This is a genomic window from Devosia salina (assembly GCF_019504385.1).
GTDB lineage: Bacteria > Pseudomonadota > Alphaproteobacteria > Rhizobiales > Devosiaceae > Devosia > Devosia salina.
In genome coordinates, this window is the sequence record NZ_CP080590.1 from 3,211,622 (window position 1) to 3,228,662 (window position 17,041).

The following is a 17,041-nucleotide window of genomic DNA, read 5'->3' on the forward strand; positions in this document are numbered from 1 at the left end:
GGGCCCTCCATAGATTGGAGGAAACAAATGCTCTCGCTACTGATTTTCGCTGGTTTCTGGCTGCTCGGTTGCACTGCTGGGATCGCCTTGCTGTTCCCCACACGTGACGAACAGTTCTCCCAGGAAGACCACCGCGCCGCTAATGAGGCGCAAGCGGCAAAGTGAGTGCAACGACGAGTCCCCCCGTGTCGCCGCGTCGGAACTCGATGCGTCCAGAGTTGAGTGCAAGAATCTCACTTGCGATAGCCAAGCCTAAGCCGCTGCCTGAAGTGGCCTCGTCCAGCCGCTGGCCGCGCCGGCCCAGTTGAGGAAGTCGCTCTTCGGGAACGCCGGGACCGTCATCCGAAATTTCGATCGTGGCGTTGGCGCCAATGACTGTGCTGCGAACGGTGACCCGTGTCGAAGCCCATTTGGCGGCATTTTCAAGAGTGATGCCGATCAGTTCCATCAGGTCCTGTCGGTGAATGTCGACCTGGTGGTCCTGGGACAGATCTGCCAGCCAGTGCAGTGCTTCGCCTCTTCCGGTTTTCTTGAGCACCGCAATTGTCCGTAGTACGGCGTTGTTGAGCGACGTGCTTTCGCGGTGTTCGCTCTTGCGCAGGCGCAAGGTCGTCAGGCGCATCTGATAGTCCACGCGCTTTGACATTTCAAAAGCCAGATCATCGATCAGATCGGCGTCCCTTTCGTTACCCTTCTCGCGCACGCGGACCGCGATACCGTGCAGCGCCGCCAGCGGAGTCTTGAGGCCATGGGCAAGGTCGGAAGCGCGCTGACGCGCCCTTTCCATATTGGCCTCACGTTCCTCAAGGAGAGCATTCACTTCGTTCGCCAGCGGCCGCACTTCGGTGGGAAACCGGCCCAAGAGGCGAGAATTTTGCCCTTGCCTCACCGCGTCCACGGCCGTCCTTAACTTGTCGAGCGGGACGAGACCAAGGCGAAGCTGGAACCAAGCGGCGATAAGAATAAAGGCGCCCAAAAGCGCGAACAGTCGCGCGGTGTCCCACAGGAACAGTCTGGCTGCTTCGTGTATTGGACCATGATCTTCACCGACAGTCAGTCGCACGGACTGCCCACCGGTTGCGATTGTCCGGGCCACATAGATGATGTGCCACTCGTCCCCGTGCTCGAAATGACCCGTCGTAGCTTGGTTGGAGGTGACGGGAAGAACCGTGTCCCATAGTGAGCGCGAGCGGAGCAAAGCCTGATTCTCCGGCACCTCTATTTGCCAATAGCGCCCGCCGAGCGGTGTTTCGTATCGGGGATCGGGCAGCGGACCGGAGAGGCCGTTCTGCGGCGCGTCCTCGTCGAGCAGGGCAACAAGACGGGTCAGGGCAGCCTCAAGGTCCTGGCGTACGTCGCGTTCAAGGCTCGAGACAAACAGATACTGCAATACGATGGCTGACGCAGCGAGCGATCCGATCACCCAGATGGCAGACAGGGCCATCAAGCGAAGTTTGATCGAATGAAGCTTCAAAAGCCGTCGCCCAACGTATAGCCAAAGCCGCGGCGTGTTTTGACAACATCGCGTCCAAGGCGCTTCCGAACCCTTGCAACCAGAACCTCCACGGCATTGGAGTCCCGCTCGTAGTCCTGGCGGTACAGGTGCTCAGTGATTTCAAGTTGCGTCACGACGCGACCGCGATTGTGCAACAGGTATGAAACGAGCTTGAACTCCTGCGGGCTGAGGTCCAGCGGTAGGCCGTCTTTCGTCACCTGCATGGTGCGAGTGTCGAGCTCGTAAGGTCCGAATTCTTCCCTCGAAGAGGCCAGTCCACCGCTGCGTCTGATCAATGCCCGCAGCCGTGCAACGATCTCCATGATATGAAAGGGTTTGACCACATAGTCGTCAGCGCCTGCTTCGATGCCTTCTACGCGCTCCTCCCATTGGCCTCGGGCAGTGAGGATGAGCACCGGCATCAGACGCTTGGCCCTTCGCCACCGTTTTAAGACGGTGAGACCGTCCATTTGGGGAAGTCCCAGGTCAAGCACGACAGCGTCGAAGTTTTCCGTCTCACCGCGGAACAGGGCGCCTTCCCCCTCCTTCTCGCGCTCGACACCAAAACCTGACTTGCTCAATGCGATCGTCAATGTCTCGGCAATTTGATCGTCGTCTTCGCACACAAGAATGCGCATCACTCGCTCCCTATATAGCGCCCGGAGCGTGCATAGTAATATTGGACCGAGAGGCGTTCGGCCTGATCAATCACCTTGATGGCGTAGACCAGTATCTGGCCCACCTTGAGGAGCTCTGCGTCGACCATCTCTGCCCCGGAACGCTGGTGGACGATTTCGGTCAGTTCGGAGAGGGGCAAAGCTTGATGTGTTTGCACCAAAACCAGCGCCTCGTCCGTGTTCAAGGAGACGGCGCCGGAGAGGGGGGTGCTGCCTCCATGTGCCTTCTCGCCACCACCGTCGTTGTCAGCATCCGCTGCGCTGTCGTTGCCTGAGGAGGTGGCGCCGCCATGGTTGGAATTGCGATTGCTCTGATGACTGTTATCTGCGGCCCTATCCGGGGGGCCGTGCGCATCGCCGTTACGGCTCGGCGCTCCTTCGCCACCGCCACCGCTCTGTGAGTTCACGGCGGCGCCGGCTCTTTGTGCGCTGCTGCCACCCTGTCCTTTGCCCTGAGCAGCGCTTGGCGCAACTAAGGCGGCCATCAGCAGTAATGCGAGCAAGAGACGAATAAACATGGCTCACCATCTTACCCGCTTCAAGCTGACGAAAACCTTACAGCCAAACCAACTGATCCATCAGCCGGTCAGTGCTATGATTGTAGCGTTGACGGTCCATTGAACCGGTTGACCTTCAAGGAACCCCTGGCTTTCAGACGCTTGCCCCCCGCGGTCTGTGAGCTAGGGGCCTTTGTTTTCCAATCGGGCATTCGACCGGGATCAGAAGGATATGCCGGAGTGTGTCCCGCAGCGTGAGCGCGATACGCGTTCTGAGGGCAAGCGGAGCCATTGCCAAGCCCTGCGATTCTTCGCGGCGCGGCCTCATCTGTCCATGCTATATTGCTTTCCCGTGGAAAATTCGTCCCTGCCTTGCGGTCGTGGGTCTTCTGCTAGAATGCAAGCATGAGCAGCTTTATTGGTCGAGCAAAGAGTTGGGCCCGAGGTGTCAAGCGTGACGTCGTCGCACTGTGGATTGCGGCAAGAGATCTGCGCACGCCAGTTATCGCCAAGGTCGCTGCGGCGTGTGTCGCCGCCTATGCACTGTCGCCTGTTGACCTCATCCCCGACTTTGTCCCGGTCCTGGGCTACCTTGACGACCTCTTGATCGTTCCGCTCGGCATTTTGCTGGCGGTCAAGCTTATCCCCGTACCACTCATGAGCGATTTCCGGCTTGAAGCAAGCAAGCGAGAGGGCAAACCTATTAGCCGGGTGGGGCTGGCCGTCGTGGTGTTCATCTGGGTGCTTGGCGCTGCCCTGAGTGCTTGGTGGGCTTGGAAGGTGCTGGCTTAGTTCAGGGCTACCCAAGGTGGTCTGAGCAGCACTCATGGTCCAGTCCGCAGCCGGCCTGGCCAGATCCAGATGACAGATCGATCGATGGCCGGGTTGAATGGGACCTTCCGCTCTTCGATGACGACCTTGGTTTTTCTAGCGTCCACACTCTGGAAGCCCTTGCGTGGTTCGGCAACTGCTTGACGTAGGTGCGATTAGTATCGAGGTCGAAAGCGTCGTTACCCACGACGAATTGACGTAGGCGCAGGGCAGAGTCCCCCGCGGGGATCGGCTGCTGTGCAAGCGTGGCTTTAGCCTTTTCGGTCCCCAAGTATGTAGTTAGGACGTCCGCGTCGAAGGTTTCGGCGGTAATGAACTACAGGACACTATCCCAAGTCGGTTTGACGTGGTGGCCTTGTAGCGCGATGCGCTGAAACTCGAGAGGTACCTCGACGAGGTGCGGGAGGAGAGCGGTCACCGAACTATTGGCGAATGTTCCCTGAGTGTCCCCCACGAGGGTTAGGCCAAAGCGATCGCGTTCAATTGGAAGCTGAGCATAGTTGAAGCGACGAATCTGTCGTCAACGGAGGGCGTCGCAACCGGATACGAAAAGTGCCGCCAGTGCAAAATATGTCATGGCGAGCGCCGACAAACCGGTCAGCAGCCGCATTGCCCCTTTGAGGAAGGGCCATTGGTCTTCTGGAGGCGACGTGGCGGCCAGCGCACGGAGCACAATTTCGGGCCACAGCATCGCCGCCCCCGCACATCCCACGAGAAGGATACTGATGGCGCCCACCAGCACCTTGATCGTCCCCGCAGGCCATGCAGCAAAGGCGCATAGCGAGGACTGAGCGCCATAGATCAATGTCAGGTTGATTGCCCATAGGATGGGGCCGGTGATCAGAAAGACGTAAGTGCCGATCATCTGCCGGGGAGAATGTCTATCATCCATCGGATTTATCCCAGTTGCCGGGGAAAGCCGTGGATCAGCAGCAGTCCGAACAGGCCCTGCCCCACGGCATAGTAATATAGAAGAGCCGCGTTATCGAAGGTCACGCGCCGCTGGCCGGTGATTTGTTTGGTGGAAAGACGCGCCACCGCGAACAGGCACATGATGATGACGGCGAAGGCGATCTGCCCCTCCAGCACCGAGGCCATGTAGACCATTGCGCCATAGGACGAGTCAGTCGGTCGCAGGCCGGTTTGCCAGTGCCCCCAGATTTCCAGGACAACGGCCCCGGCCATCAGCGCAGTCGCCAGCACCAGCAGGCCCATGCCGCCCCAATGCCTGCGCTCGCTTTCCGGCAGGATGCGACCGCACCACATCATGCAGCCGGCACCCACGGCCAGCATGGCCGCCGACAGCACCGGATAGATCGGGCTGGGCGGCGCGGGCGCGCCCGCCCAGACATCGGGCGAAACCGTCCAGAGATAGAGATAGGAAAAGAAGTAACTGACATAGAGCGAGGCACCCACCAGCATCAGCACAACCATGGCCCACCAGCTGTGTGAGAGCGGGCCGGTTACATAGGTGGGCAGCCGCAGTCCCTTGGCGACTTCCACATCGCCCTGGCTAGGGCGATCAAGTTCCCAGGTCCAGAACAGGCAGGCGGCTATCGCCACGATGCCGCTCGCCAAGGCCAACGGAACCTGCTTGACGGTGAGGAGTAGGAAGAAGCCCGCAGTACCCGCGGCAGCAACCAAATGCGTCCAGCTCGGACCGGGCATTTGCAGCACATATTGCGGCTTGGCCTGGACGGCCGAGGTCACCAGTGTCTCGCGCCGATGGGTTGGGGCATTGGGCAGATAATGGTGGCCAGCGTCGACCTCCCTGGCCAGCCCGGGCTGGTCCCACAGCGGTTCAAGGCTCGTGACATGGGGGATCGACCGCGTGGAATAGACGCCATTCGGGAGGAATTCGAGCGTGCCGGCGCCCCAGGGATTCTCCGGACCACCCTCTCCGAAACGGAAATTGCGGATGAGATCGATGATGAACACACCGACGCCGGCCGCCATGATGAAGGCGCCAGCCGTGGAAATGGAGTTGAGAACGTCCCAGCCCAGATTGGACGGATAGGTCCAGACGCGGCGCGGCATGCCGGAGAGCCCGGTAATATGCATGGGGAAGAAGGCGGTGTTGAAGCCAATGAACATCAACCAGAACGCCCACTTGCCCAGGCGCTCCGAAAGCATCCGGCAGCTCACCAGCGGCGCCCAGTAATAAAACGTGGCAAACAGGGGGAACACCATGCCGCCCACCAACACATAGTGGAAATGGGCGACGATGAAATAGCTGTCATGGGCCTGGAAGTCGAAGGGCACAACGGCCACCATCACGCCGGTCAGTCCACCGAGGACGAAGATGAACAGAAAGCCCAGGATGAAAAGGGATGGCACTGTGATGCGGAAGCGCTTGCGCCCGGCGGCCATGGTGGCGATCCAGGAGAAGACCTGAATGCCGGAGGGGATGGCGACTGCCATGCTCGCGGCCGAGAAGAAGGCCAGGCTCAATCCCGGAATGCCCGTGGTAAACATGTGGTGCACCCATAGGCCAAAGCTGAAGAAGCCGGTGGCGATCAGCGCCACCACGATCAGCCGGTAACCGACTAGCGGCGTCTGGGCCATGGTCGGGATCATCATCGAGACCAGCCCGGCTGCCGGCAGAAAGATGATATAGACCTCGGGATGCCCGAAGAACCAGAACAGGTGCTGCCACAGCAGCGCATCGCCCCCTAGGGCGGCGGTGAAGAACGGCCAGCCAAAGGCCCGCTCGATCTCCAGCAGCATGGTGGCCAGGATCACCGCAGGAAATGCGAACACGATCATCGCCGCAAAGATGAGCATTGCCCATGCGAAGATCGGCATCTTTGCCAGCGTCATGCCGGGCGGTCGGGTGCGCAGCACCCCCACGATGATCTCGATGGCCCCGGCAATGGCTGAAATCTCGATAAAGCCAATGCCAAGGAGCCAGAAATCGGCATTGTTACCCGGTTGATACTCCGTCAGCGTCAGCGGCGGATACATGAACCAGCCGCCCTTGGGCGCCATGTCGTAGAAGACGGTCGAAAAGAACACGAGCCCGCCGATGATATAGGCCCAGATCGCGAAGGCGCTGAGGCGCGGAAAGGGCAGATCGCGTGCAGCCAGCATCTGCGGCAGGAGCAAGACGCCCAGCGCCTCCACTGCCGGCACCGCGAACAGAAACATCATCGTCGTGCCGTGGGTGGTGAAGATCTGGTTGTAGAGATCCTGGCTGAGGAAGTTGTTGTCGCCTACTGCAAGTTGGGTGCGCATCAATAGCGCCAGGATGCCGGCCATCACGAAGAACAGAAAGGCAGCGCCGATATAGAGCGTGCCGATGACGGTGTTGTTCACGGCCGTGGGCAGGCGAAATCCTTTGGGGGTCGCCCAGATGCGCTCGAGTTCCTCCAGTTCGCCATCCGGGCGAGGATCGGGATTGGGAAGTGCGACGTGCTTGTCGGTCATGCCATCACCTCAGGAAAAACAGGACCAAGAGGCCACAAAGATATGTGCCGAGCACCGCAAGGGAATCGTATCCCATGCGCAGGACAGTCCTGTTGCGGCGCTCGGCGAGGCCCACCACGAAGATGGCCGTGACAGTTATGGCGATGATGCTGGCAAAGCCCTCATAGGGTCCGGTGTCATTCATCACCGCGCCCCCACCGCCGGCCAGGTCGATAATGAACAGGAAGGAGACGTCGAACAGATTGGTGCCGAAAATGTCGGACACCGCCATGGTGTAGAGCCCGGCGCGCACCGCACTGATGACGGTGCTGACCTCAGGGAGCGAGGTTGAAAGGGCCACAAGAACCGAACCCACGAAGCTCTCCCCCAGCCCGCTCTGCTCCGCCAAGGCGTCTCCGGTGCGCGACAGCAGATAGCCGGCAACCACAATCACGGCCCCGGCCAGGGTGGCGCGCCATAATGCCCATTTGAGCGTCTTGTCCTCGTCCTTTTCCGCCGCCTTGTCGGCGCGCTGTTGCTCGCTCTCTTCTGAAACCGAAGTATCGGTTGGCTTCCAGGAGACATCCTGCTGCACCTTGGCCAGGATATAGAGGCTCAGACCCGTGACCCCGAGCAAAAGCCACATCCAGATACCCACGCCCAGCACGGGCGTATCGCCCACTATGATGGACGCCGTGACGATCGAGAGCAGCACGATTTTGAGGCCCGCCTGAAGGATGACCTTGGGGTCGGGCAGCACGCTGGTCAGTGCGTCGCGCCCGATCAGCATGTCCGCGATGGCCAGGATGGCCACCTGCATGGCGATGCCGCCGAGGATGGAATTGACGGCCAGGTCCGGCGCATCGGTTACCGCGGAGGTGATCGCCACGGCCAATTCAGGCAGGGAGGTCACGCCCCCCAGCAGAACGATGCCGATGAGGGCCTGGCCGATGCCAGTGCGTTCGCTGATGACATTGGCATAGCGCGCGATCTTGGTTCCCGCGATCCAGACGGCGGCAGCGGAGCCGATAAAGACGAGGATGTTGATCCACACGGGCGTGTTGGCAAAGTTGATCATGGCTAGCGCAACCCTTCCAGGTAGCTGGCCAGATCGGCCAGTTGATCGTCCAAAAAGATGCCGTAAGGCGGCATCCGGTTTTCCGGCTTAATGTGCTGGTTATTGACGATGAACGCGGCGAAGGCTTCTGCAGTGTTCGGCAGGGTCGCCGCCGCCAGGGAATGCCTGGCGCCCACATGGGTGAGGTCCGGCCCGATCGTTCCGTCCGCAGCTGTTCCGCGCACCGCGTGACACCCGCCGCAGCCGCTGCTGAGAAACAGGTCCTGTCCCCGTTCCTGGCGCTCGTCCCCTGGGGGTTGGGCATCTGCACCTTCCTGGGCCAGCCAGGCCTCGAAGAGTTCCGGAGTTTGCGCGACCACATGGAAGGCCATGAATGCATGCGCGCCGCCGCAATATTCTGCGCACTGACCCCGCGTTATGCCCGCTTTGGTGGCAGTGACCGTCATCTGGTTGGTGCGACCGGGGATCATGTCGAGCTTGCCAGCCAAGCTTGGCGCCCAGAAACTGTGAATCACATCGGCCGTGGTGAGATCCAGCGTGACTGCCTCACCCACCGGCAGATGGATCTCATTGGCAGACTCCACCCTGCGCCCATCCGCCATTTCATAGGTAACCCGCCACCACCACTGCTCGCCGCTGACCGCAATGCGCAGGGCTGTGCCGCGCGCCTCCGCCTGGGAGCCTGCCTGGAGCAGAACGAAGCCGTAGACCAGCAGCGCCGTCAGCACGACCACTGGAAAGGCGATACCCAGCCACTTGACCAGTCCCTCGCCTGCGAGACGCTGCCGCAGGCTCTGCGATCCAAGAATGGCGACGGATGCCAGCACGATGACCAGGACAAAAATGGCAATGCCGCCCCAGGTCATCATCCAGAACAACGCATTGATCTGTTCGGCGTCGTGACCGGTCGGATGGAATGCCGATTGCTGCGCGGAGCAGCCCGCCACGATAGGCAGACAGAGCAACCCTGCGAGCATGGAGCGCATACTCATCGGCCCGGCTCCGCATCAAGTGTGGCGTAGTAGGCGCTGACGGCCTGCCCCTGGTCTTCGGTCAGCCGTCCACCGATGATGGACATCAGCCGCCCCTCGGGCGAAGCGTCTCGATACTCGGCGTGCTGCCACAATTTGAGTTGGGTCGACATGTAGCGCTCGGACTGGCCGGCAAGCCTCGGAACCTGCGGGTTGCCGCCGCCGTGGCAACTCCGGCAAGCTGGCACGTCCTGCCCTGCTATCCCTTCTTCTGCGATCCGTCGGCCCAGCGTCAGGTCTGCATCGGGGTTGACGCGACCCTGAGGTGGTGGCAGCGCGGCATAGCTGGCTGCACTGCCGGCAATGACCTCATCGCTCATGTCAAAGGCAATCGGGCCCATGACGCCGCTGGCGCGCTGGCCATCCCGATACTCTTCGAGAGCCCGGCGCAGATAATGTTCCGACATTCCATTGAGGCGTGGCACAAGATCGCTTACCGGCCCTTCACCGGCCCCGCCATGGCAGCGCCGGCAGGTGTCCAAACTCTGCGCGCGCTCAAGGACATTGTCCTCGGCCCCGACATTCTCCGGCCCGATCCTGTTCAGCCGCTCGAGATAAGACACAACCGTCCAGACCTCGTCGGGCCGGTGCGGTGCCGGCCAGGAAGGCATGCCGGTATATTTGAGCCCGTGGTTGACGATCCAAAACACTTCGCGCGCGTCATAGTGTTCGAAGGCACCCGTCAGGTCTGGTGGCTGCGGCAACATATGCGCGTAGAGGGGATTGAGCGGATCGCCCGGCGTTCCGTGGCAACTCGTGCAGGTTCCCAGGAAATGCTGCTCTCCCAGCTCATAGAGATCCGCATCGTCGAGATCGGGCACCTCGATGCCGCCGGCGGCCACTGCAACGGAGCGATCGCGCAGGATAGTGATTATGAAATTGGTGACGGACCAATGCTCACGCGTGGCTCCGATATTGTAGAGTCCGGAGAGGATGAATGCTGCTCCTGTCAGCACGAAAGCTCCGGCCACGAAAAGACTGGCAACACCAATGCGTTGCCAGCGTGTCAGCTGCTTGACCCGGACGACCTTCTCCTCAGCCACGGAATTCTTCGCGATCTTCCAGAGCCAGAACCCACCGGCTGGCCAGGATTATGCCCGCGGTGACGTAACTCAGTGGACAGGCCACGAGCATGATGATCCCCGCCAATTGCTGATCGGCCAGCGCGCCCGCGGCCGGCATAAGGTTCGCGCCTGCATCGTAAAACAGCAGGTTGGGGGAAAAGACCAGCAGCGCCCCGAGCAGGCAGAATAGCTTGCCTGTGATCAACAGCGCCATTATTGCGCGCCAGCTTTCGTGCTGTGGCATGCTGGCAATGCTGATCCAGAACAGGGCCGCCGCTCCGCCCAGGTTAACCTGCATCAGCATCATCAAACCCAAGTTCTGCGTGGCTGCGCTCAGAATGACCGGGCTGTGCCAACCCCAGAGCATTGCCAGCTGGGCCGCAGTGGCCCAGGGCCAGATCCTCCAGATGCGCGGCAAACGCCCCAGCCTCTTCAGGACATAGACGCCAATTGGCACCATGGCGTTCATCAACATCAGGTGCATCAGCATGTGTGTGGAAAGGTGTCCCATCGCGCCCTTCGCTCTTTCCTCCTGAAGAACAAAGGCCGGAACGCGTAGATAGTTGCGAAGAAATCTGATCCGGCCTGCGCACCTAAGGGTTGGCTACCATCGAACTCTGCCGGGCGGGGCTCGCCGTTGAGCCGAACCATGTCGCGGTAGTCGCGCGACTGCCAGTACCCCCCAGCAGACCATGTGCCTGCTGACTCTGCCGCGAAGAACCCTCACTTCCTAGACCAACTTGGCCGCGGCTTCTGCCCTGTCGGCCTCGATCTGCGATTCAGGCACGACAGCATTGCCGCGCAGATCGTCGCTACGAAAACAGTGGCACTTTCATATCTGCCCTGCCATGGATCGCGCGGACGGTGTCGGCGGATGCAACGCTGCCGACGGGGCACCGAGAGCAACGCGTAAGCGTAGTCCTTAAGCTATGCGCATGGTCCACCTTGCCTCCGCTTCTGGATGACAGCAATATTGATTGCCTTGCACTCGGTCAGTCGGACTCTGCCTTCTCGCCTGGAATGTGCGTGTGCTCACCCAGTTTGTCGCGGACATAAAGCTGCTTGACTGCGACCATGATCACGACGGTCAGCGGTACCGCAAAAATGACGCCAATTGCCCCAAATAGGGAGCCGAGTATGGCAATGGAGAACAGGCCCAGGACTGGCGGCAGTTCGACCGTCCGCTGCTGTATCAGCGGAATGAGGAGATTGTTCTCTGCTTGCTGGATGAGCAGATAAAGCCCCGTAACCCACCAGATCGTCGCGTCGCCTTGAGAGAGGGCTATCAGTGCAGCTGGGGCGAAGCTCAGGATTGGCCCTATGAATGGAATGAATTCCAGTAGTCCTGCGATCAATGCCAGCGCCAGGGCCGAGGGCAGCCCAACTGCCAGTAATCCGACATAGGTAACGATGCCGATCACCAGCATCGCCAGCAACTTGCCCAGAAGCCAGAGCCTCATGGCATTGCCTGCCTTGGACAGGGCCGAGCTAACAGCTGGGCGTTGCATCGACGGAAGCAGTTGCAGCGCCCCGTCGCGATAGAGGTCTGGCTGGGCAGCCAGAAAGATGCCCCCGACGACAACCAGTAGCACACTGGTGGCCAGGCCGGCCAAATTGGGCGCTATTCCGACCAGACTCCCGAGCCAGCCAATTTCCGCCTGCTCACGCAGATTTCTTACAACATCGATATTGTAGCGTTCCGAGAGCATGTCGAGAGCAGCCGAGACCTGTTCGGTAAGGTTGGAGAATGCCCCCATCAGCTGGCTTCCCATGAGGTAGAAACAAAGCCCGACCAGACCAAGAACCGCCATTTCCGTCAGGATCAGAGCCCATTTTCGATTGAGCGGCGAAAAGCGCTCGAGCAGTGCCGCGGCTGCATGCAGGATGCTTGCGACTACCACTGCACCAAACAGCAGCAGGATGACCCGGGAGACAGTCCAGGCAACCCAAGCCAGAAAGAGGACGCCGGCGACCACCAGGGTGGCACCCGCAATCCACGAAAAGGAAGGTATTTGACGCGGCGAACTCGTCAGGTCTCGGGTCATGGTGAATCCTGAGCTGGGTAATTGCGATGACCGCACCTGCGACGCCGTCGGAAGGCCGAATGGCGGGGCCACAGGGCACCGAGGACTATGTTCAGGGGCCGAGGTGGTTGCCTATGAGTGCGACGTGTAACTTAGGTGAATAGAAGGTCAGTCCGCTCCGCGCGCGGCTGCGGGTCCATTACACCGCGCGGGGTTTGCCGTCTCTAAGGCGGACACTGATCGTGCCATCGCTTTCCAGCACAAGAAACTCCACATCGGCGATTTCTTTGCCACCATTTGCCCGTACGACAGACAAGGCTTCGTCCTTGGTGATGCGCTCTCTCTGCAGACTGCCTTCGCAAAAATGCCCGTCTTTAGCCAGGAGCGAGGGTTCGCTGCGCACAAGGGATGCAAAGCGTTTTGATCTCACTGAAGCGAATGTCACGAGAAACTGGGCCCCTATGAGAAGGGCCAAAGCAACCAGCCCTTCCGTCAGCGCAATGGATTCCTGCAACAAGATCGACGACAGCGTCGAACCAAGGGCAACCGTAACCACAAGGTCAAAGGCGTTCAGTTTGGCGAGGGTGCGCTTGCCGGAAATGCGCAGGAATAGCACCAAAGCGATGTAGGCCAGACCACCAACGATCAGTGTCCGAACCAGCCCCCTCGGGCTTTGAAAGAACATTTCACTCCAGTGCATGCTGCCTGCCTTGCCAATTCGAATGATCAAACGGCAACGCGCGTTCGCCCCATTGGGTTCGTTCTCCTCTCCGCACCTTTAGCCACGATCTTGGGCTGGTTGCGCCTGGATAGCGATCCGGATCAACTCGCAATATTCCCCGGAACTCGATCAGTAGCGAACCATTGAGCCCTTAGGTGGCCACGAGGGTGTGCGGCCGCATTATTTGAGGAGTTACCAATGAGCAACGATCATTCGAACCTGCCCGGAAGTAACCCCGGCACCAGCTCTCGGGGGCCGCAGGACAGGGCCAAGGGGGATATTGACGAGTTGTCACAGAAGGCGAAGAGAGATTTTGACGCCGCCAAGAGTCAGGCCCGCCAGGACGTAGAGGAATTGGGGCGGCAGGCCAAGGACAAGATGGGCGAGGCAACGGCCAATGCCCGATCCTTTGCCGAAGACCAGAAAGACCTAGCTGCCAACCAGATCACCGGCGTTGCGGACGCCATCCGCAGGGTCGCGGACGAGCTCGAAGGCAATGACCAGCAAACCATCGCCCGCTACGCCCGGGATCTGGCGCAGGGACTTTCCAAGGTCGGCTCGGAGGTCCAGCAACGCGATACCGATGACCTTATGGGAGCTGCGGAATCCTTTGGCCGAAGCCAGCCCGTCGCATTCTTGGGCGCTGCCGCCTTGACCGGTTTTGTCGCCAGCCGCTTTGCCCTGGCCTCGGCGCATCGCCGCGCCAGCAAGGCCACGCCCGCACCGACGACCGCGCGCCCGACCGGTCCAACCGCCACACCAGGCCTGGAGAGGGGAGACATGCAATGAGCGTAGCAAATGACGGCCGTCCCCTGACGGACCTTCTGAGCGGGCTCGTCTCTGACATGACGAGCCTGTTCCGCAAGGAGGTGCAACTGGCCAAGACCGAGGCTTCTGAAAAGGTCTCGCAGGCGCTGACAGCGCTGGCATCGATCGCGGCCGGTGGCGTGCTTGTGCTCGGTGCGCTGGGCGTCCTGCTCAGCGCCATCGTTCAACTTCTGGCGGCCTGGATGGTCGGCATGAACTTGAACCCAACCCTCGCCAGCGCCTTGTCCGCACTGATCGTGACGCTGGTGGTCGGCATTGCCGGTTGGATCGCAGTCAACCGGGGTCTGGCCGCGCTCAAGGCCAGCAATTTGAACCTGAACCGTACGACGGCCTCGCTGGGCCGCGATGCAGAAGCCGTGAAAGAGAGGCTGTGATGGCTACCGATACCAATCATAATAAGAGCGCCGCCGATCTGCAGCACGAGATCGACATGCAGCGCAATCGCGTGGAAGACACGATCGACCAGATCCAGGACAGGCTTTCGCCCGGGCAACTGGTCGATGAATTTCTGGCTTACACCAAGGGTGGTGGGGAGTTCGTCTCCACGCTGCAGCGGCAGGTCACTTCCAATCCCCTGCCCGTGGCGCTGCTCGGCGTCAGTCTTGCCTGGCTCATGGCAAAGCCTGCCAACGGGCACGCCGTCGATACCAGGGCCGATCAGGCTTGGGACCGCAGTATCAACCGCCACCGCGGCTATGGGACTGCCGATGCCGACGAGGAGGAGTATGGGGAATATCCCGTGACCGTGATTTCGGGTACGAGCCTCCGCAGGGTCGGGCAGACCAAGGACGACCGCGGCCGCAGCTTCACCAGCTTCGCCGACGATGCGGGCAAGAATTTCAAGGCCCTGACTGACGAGAGCGGCAAACGGGCTGGGCACTTCATCGATGAGAGCGGCAACCGGTTCAAGGGTTTCACCAATGCGGCCGGCGAGCGCATCGAGCATTTTCGCGACGAAACCGGTAATATGCTGGACGAGGCAGCCGGCTGGGCCTCCCATAGCTGGCGGCTGGTTCGCGATGCAGCCCATGGTGTCAAGGACGGTGCGGCGGCCCAAGCCAGCGCCGGTCGCCACGGAGCCGGCCAGGCCGCAAGTGCCATCCAGCACCAGGCCGGTCATCTTAACCAGATGATCATGACACAGTTCCGCGACCAGCCCATGGTCGGCGGCGCCCTGGCCTTTGCCTTGGGGGCCGCGCTGGGCTCCAGCCTGCCGCACACCGCCCAGGAAGATGAAGTGATGGGTAAGCAGGCCGATGCCGTCAAGGACAGGATCGGCGATGCCGCTGCCGACCTCTACGAAGAGGGCAAGTACAAGGCCTCGGAGGCCTACGAAGAAGCCTCAGGCAAGGCGGGAGAGGCCTATGAGCGAGCCAAGGCCGATCTTGCCGAGGCGGTGGACAAGGCACCGACCGGCCGCGACGGCAGCAGTACCGGCACCCATTAGCCTCGGGAGGAGGCCCCGGGCCTCCTCGCCCGTTCCGGAGCAGATATGAGCATGATTGACGAGCGATATGCCGCCCAATCCAGGCGCGGCCGCGCCGCCGATGCGCCCGGTCAGATTCCACAACCCGGTTGGAAAGACATTGGCTGGCGCCTCTTCCAGTCCATTGGCCGGGACCGGGTGTTGTTCACCTCGGCCGCAGTGAGCTTCTACATTCTTCTCGCCCTTGTGCCCACGCTCAACGCCTTCGTTTCCATCTATGGGCTATTCAACGATGCGACCAGCGTACTGGACCATGTCGACCTGCTCGCGGGTGTGGTTCCCCCCGGGGCTCTCGGTGTGGTGCGGGACCAGTTGACCCGCCTGGCGGAACAGAGCCGCGGCGGATTGGGCCTATCGCTATTATTCTCCATCGGCGTCGCCTTGTGGGGTTCCAGCGCCGGGGTAAAGGCCATGTTCGAAGCCATGAACATTGCCTATCACGAGCAGGAGAACCGCTCGTTCATTGCCTTCAACGGACTCGCGCTGCTCTTTGCCCTGGCTGGCGCCATCGCGGCATTGCTGGTTATTGCAGTATTGCTGGTCGTGCCAAGCCTGGTCGCCTTTACCCCATGGTCCGAGGGCATGGGGTGGACAGCTCGCCTTGCGGCCTATGCCGCCATGGTGCTGGTGCTGTGGGTCGGCGTGGCCGCCCTATACCGTTGGGGACCGAGCCGGGAACAGGCCAAATGGCGCTGGATTACGCCAGGCTCTGTGTTCTCCGCTCTCCTCCTGAGCGGCGGCTCGGTGGTGTTCTCCTGGTATGTCAGCAATTTCTCGGACGACAGCGCGGCCTACGGTTCGCTGGGCGCCGTAATCGGCTTGATGATCTGGCTGTGGATTTCGACCACAATCGTCATCCTAGGTGCCGAACTCAACTCCGAGGTCGAACATCAGACGGCACGGGATTCAACCACCGGTCCGGCCGAACCGCTCGGTGAACGAGGCGCTCGTATGGCCGACACCGTCGGTCGTGTGTGGCCACCCGATCGTGAGGCGGTTGAGATTCCTGAACCGCGCGATCGTCGAAAGGTCACCCCCCTTGCCATCGGAATTCTGTTGCCGACAGTGCTTGTCGCATTGCTGAAAGCGCGTGGGAAATCGGAGACATCGCCCCCACCTGCCGACCCGAAAGGGTTCACGCGGTCCTAAGTTGGGAAGAGGGATGGATTCGCCCTCCTGGCGGACCTCCCGAAACCATTGGGAGCACGCGAATTTTTGGTGAGGGGGTGGAGACACCGGATCGCCCCTTTCCACTTCTCTCTCGCGCCACTCCGTCATCACGCACTCTCTGCGTATGGGCAAACCTCGTCGTACCAGGAGCCATAGACACACCAGGTTTGAGCTTGGATCGGCTCGCGCAGCAGGCTTCGACGTCTCTTGAGCATTGCCCCTCTTCCCAACTTGACATAAATGCTCAGTGAGCATTTCATGCTTCGGTTCCTGAGAATGGGGCTCGTAAGAGCTCGCCTCTAAAATAGCAGTTGAGGCCCACGCAAAAGGTGGGGAGAGAGAATGCTGGAAGTCGGACTAATAGTTGGAATCGCTGCACTCTTGGGCGGCGCGTATTATCTGCGCCGGACCCAACCTTGGCCTTTCGAATATGAAGGGCGGAAGTATCGTCGCATGCCAGATGGAAGCTTTCAGGACGCAAACAAGCAGATTGTCGTCGATGTAGCGCTGGTCCCGCACCTGCGCAAAGCGTATGAAAGCGCAAAATATGGCGAAAAGGACATGTCTGACTGGCCGGACGCCGACTGAGCCACGAGCGGGACTGCTTGTACAGAGGAAATCGCTGTGGCGACTAGAGAGCGAGACGGTGTTCGTTGGCCGCCGGTGCCCAGAGCTCGAGTGCCAGCAGAACCGGATCGCCGACTTGCTTTCACCGGCCCGTATGCCATATCTGG

General features: G+C 60.7%; 17 protein-coding genes. 6 read left to right on the top strand and 11 right to left on the bottom strand.

What is annotated here, in order from left to right; translation table 11 throughout:
- Nucleotides 1-139: 139 nt before the first annotated feature.
- The 3 genes from K1X15_RS15720 to K1X15_RS15730 are packed head-to-tail and all read right to left on the bottom strand — an operon-like array spanning nt 140 to nt 2,690.
- Entirely contained in the window at nt 140-1,474 is a 1,335-nt protein-coding gene (locus K1X15_RS15720) for a sensor histidine kinase (RefSeq protein WP_220304545.1), read from the bottom strand.
- On the bottom strand, nt 1,471-2,133 hold the full coding sequence (locus K1X15_RS15725) for a response regulator transcription factor (protein WP_220304546.1): 663 nt from the start codon (nt 2,131-2,133) through the stop codon (nt 1,471-1,473). Before K1X15_RS15725 ends, K1X15_RS15720 begins: the two co-directional genes overlap by 4 nt.
- Nucleotides 2,133-2,690, bottom strand: a complete 558-nt coding sequence (locus tag K1X15_RS15730; protein ID WP_220304547.1) for a hypothetical protein — start codon at nt 2,688-2,690, stop codon at nt 2,133-2,135. The genes K1X15_RS15725 and K1X15_RS15730 overlap by 1 nt, the downstream gene beginning before the upstream one ends.
- A gap of 384 nt (nt 2,691-3,074) precedes the next feature.
- Between K1X15_RS15730 and K1X15_RS15735 the strand changes: the two genes are divergently transcribed.
- Nucleotides 3,075-3,461 carry a YkvA family protein gene (locus K1X15_RS15735; RefSeq protein ID WP_220304548.1) on the top strand — a complete coding sequence of 129 codons (387 nt, stop codon included), beginning with the start codon at nt 3,075-3,077 and terminating at the stop codon, nt 3,459-3,461.
- A 559-nt stretch (nt 3,462-4,020) separates the two neighbouring features.
- Here the strand turns inward: K1X15_RS15735 and K1X15_RS15740 are convergent.
- From K1X15_RS15740 to K1X15_RS15775, 8 genes are all read right to left on the bottom strand, one after another.
- Nucleotides 4,021-4,392, bottom strand: coding sequence for a hypothetical protein (locus K1X15_RS15740; protein ID WP_220304549.1), 372 nt, complete (start codon nt 4,390-4,392; stop codon nt 4,021-4,023).
- A 5-nt stretch (nt 4,393-4,397) separates the two neighbouring features.
- The gene (gene ctaD, locus K1X15_RS15745; protein WP_220304550.1) at nt 4,398-6,926 is read right to left on the bottom strand and encodes a cytochrome c oxidase subunit I; all 2,529 of its coding nucleotides are present in this window, start codon (nt 6,924-6,926) and stop codon (nt 4,398-4,400) included.
- 4 nt (nt 6,927-6,930) lie between these two features.
- Nucleotides 6,931-7,983 carry a sodium:calcium antiporter gene (locus K1X15_RS15750; RefSeq protein WP_220304551.1) on the bottom strand — a complete coding sequence of 351 codons (1,053 nt, stop codon included), beginning with the start codon at nt 7,981-7,983 and terminating at the stop codon, nt 6,931-6,933.
- A 2-nt stretch (nt 7,984-7,985) separates the two neighbouring features.
- Nucleotides 7,986-8,969: a cytochrome c oxidase subunit II gene (gene coxB, locus K1X15_RS15755; protein ID WP_240549768.1), complete on the bottom strand. Its 984-nt coding sequence runs from the start codon at nt 8,967-8,969 to the stop codon at nt 7,986-7,988.
- Nucleotides 8,970-8,971: 2 nt separating this feature from the next.
- Nucleotides 8,972-10,057: a c-type cytochrome gene (locus K1X15_RS15760; protein WP_220304553.1), complete on the bottom strand. Its 1,086-nt coding sequence runs from the start codon at nt 10,055-10,057 to the stop codon at nt 8,972-8,974.
- Entirely contained in the window at nt 10,050-10,568 is a 519-nt protein-coding gene (locus K1X15_RS15765; RefSeq protein ID WP_220304554.1) for a cytochrome c oxidase assembly protein, read from the bottom strand. The genes K1X15_RS15760 and K1X15_RS15765 overlap by 8 nt, the downstream gene beginning before the upstream one ends.
- 502 nt (nt 10,569-11,070) lie before the next feature.
- Nucleotides 11,071-12,123, bottom strand: coding sequence for an AI-2E family transporter (locus K1X15_RS15770; protein WP_220304555.1), 1,053 nt, complete (start codon nt 12,121-12,123; stop codon nt 11,071-11,073).
- A 178-nt stretch (nt 12,124-12,301) separates the two neighbouring features.
- Nucleotides 12,302-12,802 carry a DUF421 domain-containing protein gene (locus K1X15_RS15775; protein ID WP_240549520.1) on the bottom strand — a complete coding sequence of 167 codons (501 nt, stop codon included), beginning with the start codon at nt 12,800-12,802 and terminating at the stop codon, nt 12,302-12,304.
- A 219-nt stretch (nt 12,803-13,021) separates the two neighbouring features.
- Here K1X15_RS15775 and K1X15_RS15780 point away from each other — a divergent pair, with 219 nt between their 5' ends.
- The 5 genes from K1X15_RS15780 (at nt 13,022) to K1X15_RS15800 (ending at nt 16,895) form a co-directional block, all read left to right on the top strand.
- Nucleotides 13,022-13,612: a hypothetical protein gene (locus K1X15_RS15780; RefSeq protein WP_220304556.1), complete on the top strand. Its 591-nt coding sequence runs from the start codon at nt 13,022-13,024 to the stop codon at nt 13,610-13,612.
- Nucleotides 13,609-14,025, top strand: coding sequence for a phage holin family protein (locus K1X15_RS15785; protein WP_220304557.1), 417 nt, complete (start codon nt 13,609-13,611; stop codon nt 14,023-14,025). Before K1X15_RS15780 ends, K1X15_RS15785 begins: the two co-directional genes overlap by 4 nt.
- A complete protein-coding gene (locus K1X15_RS15790) occupies nt 14,025-15,098 on the top strand; it encodes a DUF3618 domain-containing protein (protein WP_220304558.1) in 1,074 nt (357 codons plus the stop codon). The genes K1X15_RS15785 and K1X15_RS15790 overlap by 1 nt, the downstream gene beginning before the upstream one ends.
- Before the next feature lie 45 nt (nt 15,099-15,143).
- On the top strand, nt 15,144-16,286 hold the full coding sequence (locus K1X15_RS15795) for a YihY/virulence factor BrkB family protein (protein WP_240549521.1): 1,143 nt from the start codon (nt 15,144-15,146) through the stop codon (nt 16,284-16,286).
- A gap of 363 nt (nt 16,287-16,649) precedes the next feature.
- Nucleotides 16,650-16,895, top strand: coding sequence for a hypothetical protein (locus K1X15_RS15800; RefSeq protein WP_220304559.1), 246 nt, complete (start codon nt 16,650-16,652; stop codon nt 16,893-16,895).
- Nucleotides 16,896-17,041 lie beyond the last annotated feature (146 nt).

Coding starts and splice junctions, on each gene's coding strand:
- K1X15_RS15725 (WP_220304546.1), bottom strand. CDS start 2,133: ATGCGCATTCTTGTGTGCGAAGACGACGATCAAATTGCCGAGACATTG.
- K1X15_RS15730 (WP_220304547.1), bottom strand. CDS start 2,690: ATGTTTATTCGTCTCTTGCTCGCATTACTGCTGATGGCCGCCTTAGTT.
- K1X15_RS15735 (WP_220304548.1), top strand. CDS start 3,075: ATGAGCAGCTTTATTGGTCGAGCAAAGAGTTGGGCCCGAGGTGTCAAG.
- K1X15_RS15740 (WP_220304549.1), bottom strand. CDS start 4,392: ATGGATGATAGACATTCTCCCCGGCAGATGATCGGCACTTACGTCTTT.
- ctaD (WP_220304550.1), bottom strand. CDS start 6,926: ATGACCGACAAGCACGTCGCACTTCCCAATCCCGATCCTCGCCCGGAT.
- K1X15_RS15750 (WP_220304551.1), bottom strand. CDS start 7,983: ATGATCAACTTTGCCAACACGCCCGTGTGGATCAACATCCTCGTCTTT.
- coxB (WP_240549768.1), bottom strand. CDS start 8,969: ATGCGCTCCATGCTCGCAGGGTTGCTCTGTCTGCCTATCGTGGCGGGC.
- K1X15_RS15765 (WP_220304554.1), bottom strand. CDS start 10,568: ATGCTGATGCACCTGATGTTGATGAACGCCATGGTGCCAATTGGCGTC.
- K1X15_RS15770 (WP_220304555.1), bottom strand. CDS start 12,123: ATGACCCGAGACCTGACGAGTTCGCCGCGTCAAATACCTTCCTTTTCG.
- K1X15_RS15775 (WP_240549520.1), bottom strand. CDS start 12,802: ATGCACTGGAGTGAAATGTTCTTTCAAAGCCCGAGGGGGCTGGTTCGG.
- K1X15_RS15780 (WP_220304556.1), top strand. CDS start 13,022: ATGAGCAACGATCATTCGAACCTGCCCGGAAGTAACCCCGGCACCAGC.
- K1X15_RS15785 (WP_220304557.1), top strand. CDS start 13,609: ATGAGCGTAGCAAATGACGGCCGTCCCCTGACGGACCTTCTGAGCGGG.
- K1X15_RS15790 (WP_220304558.1), top strand. CDS start 14,025: ATGGCTACCGATACCAATCATAATAAGAGCGCCGCCGATCTGCAGCAC.
- K1X15_RS15795 (WP_240549521.1), top strand. CDS start 15,144: ATGAGCATGATTGACGAGCGATATGCCGCCCAATCCAGGCGCGGCCGC.
- K1X15_RS15800 (WP_220304559.1), top strand. CDS start 16,650: ATGCTGGAAGTCGGACTAATAGTTGGAATCGCTGCACTCTTGGGCGGC.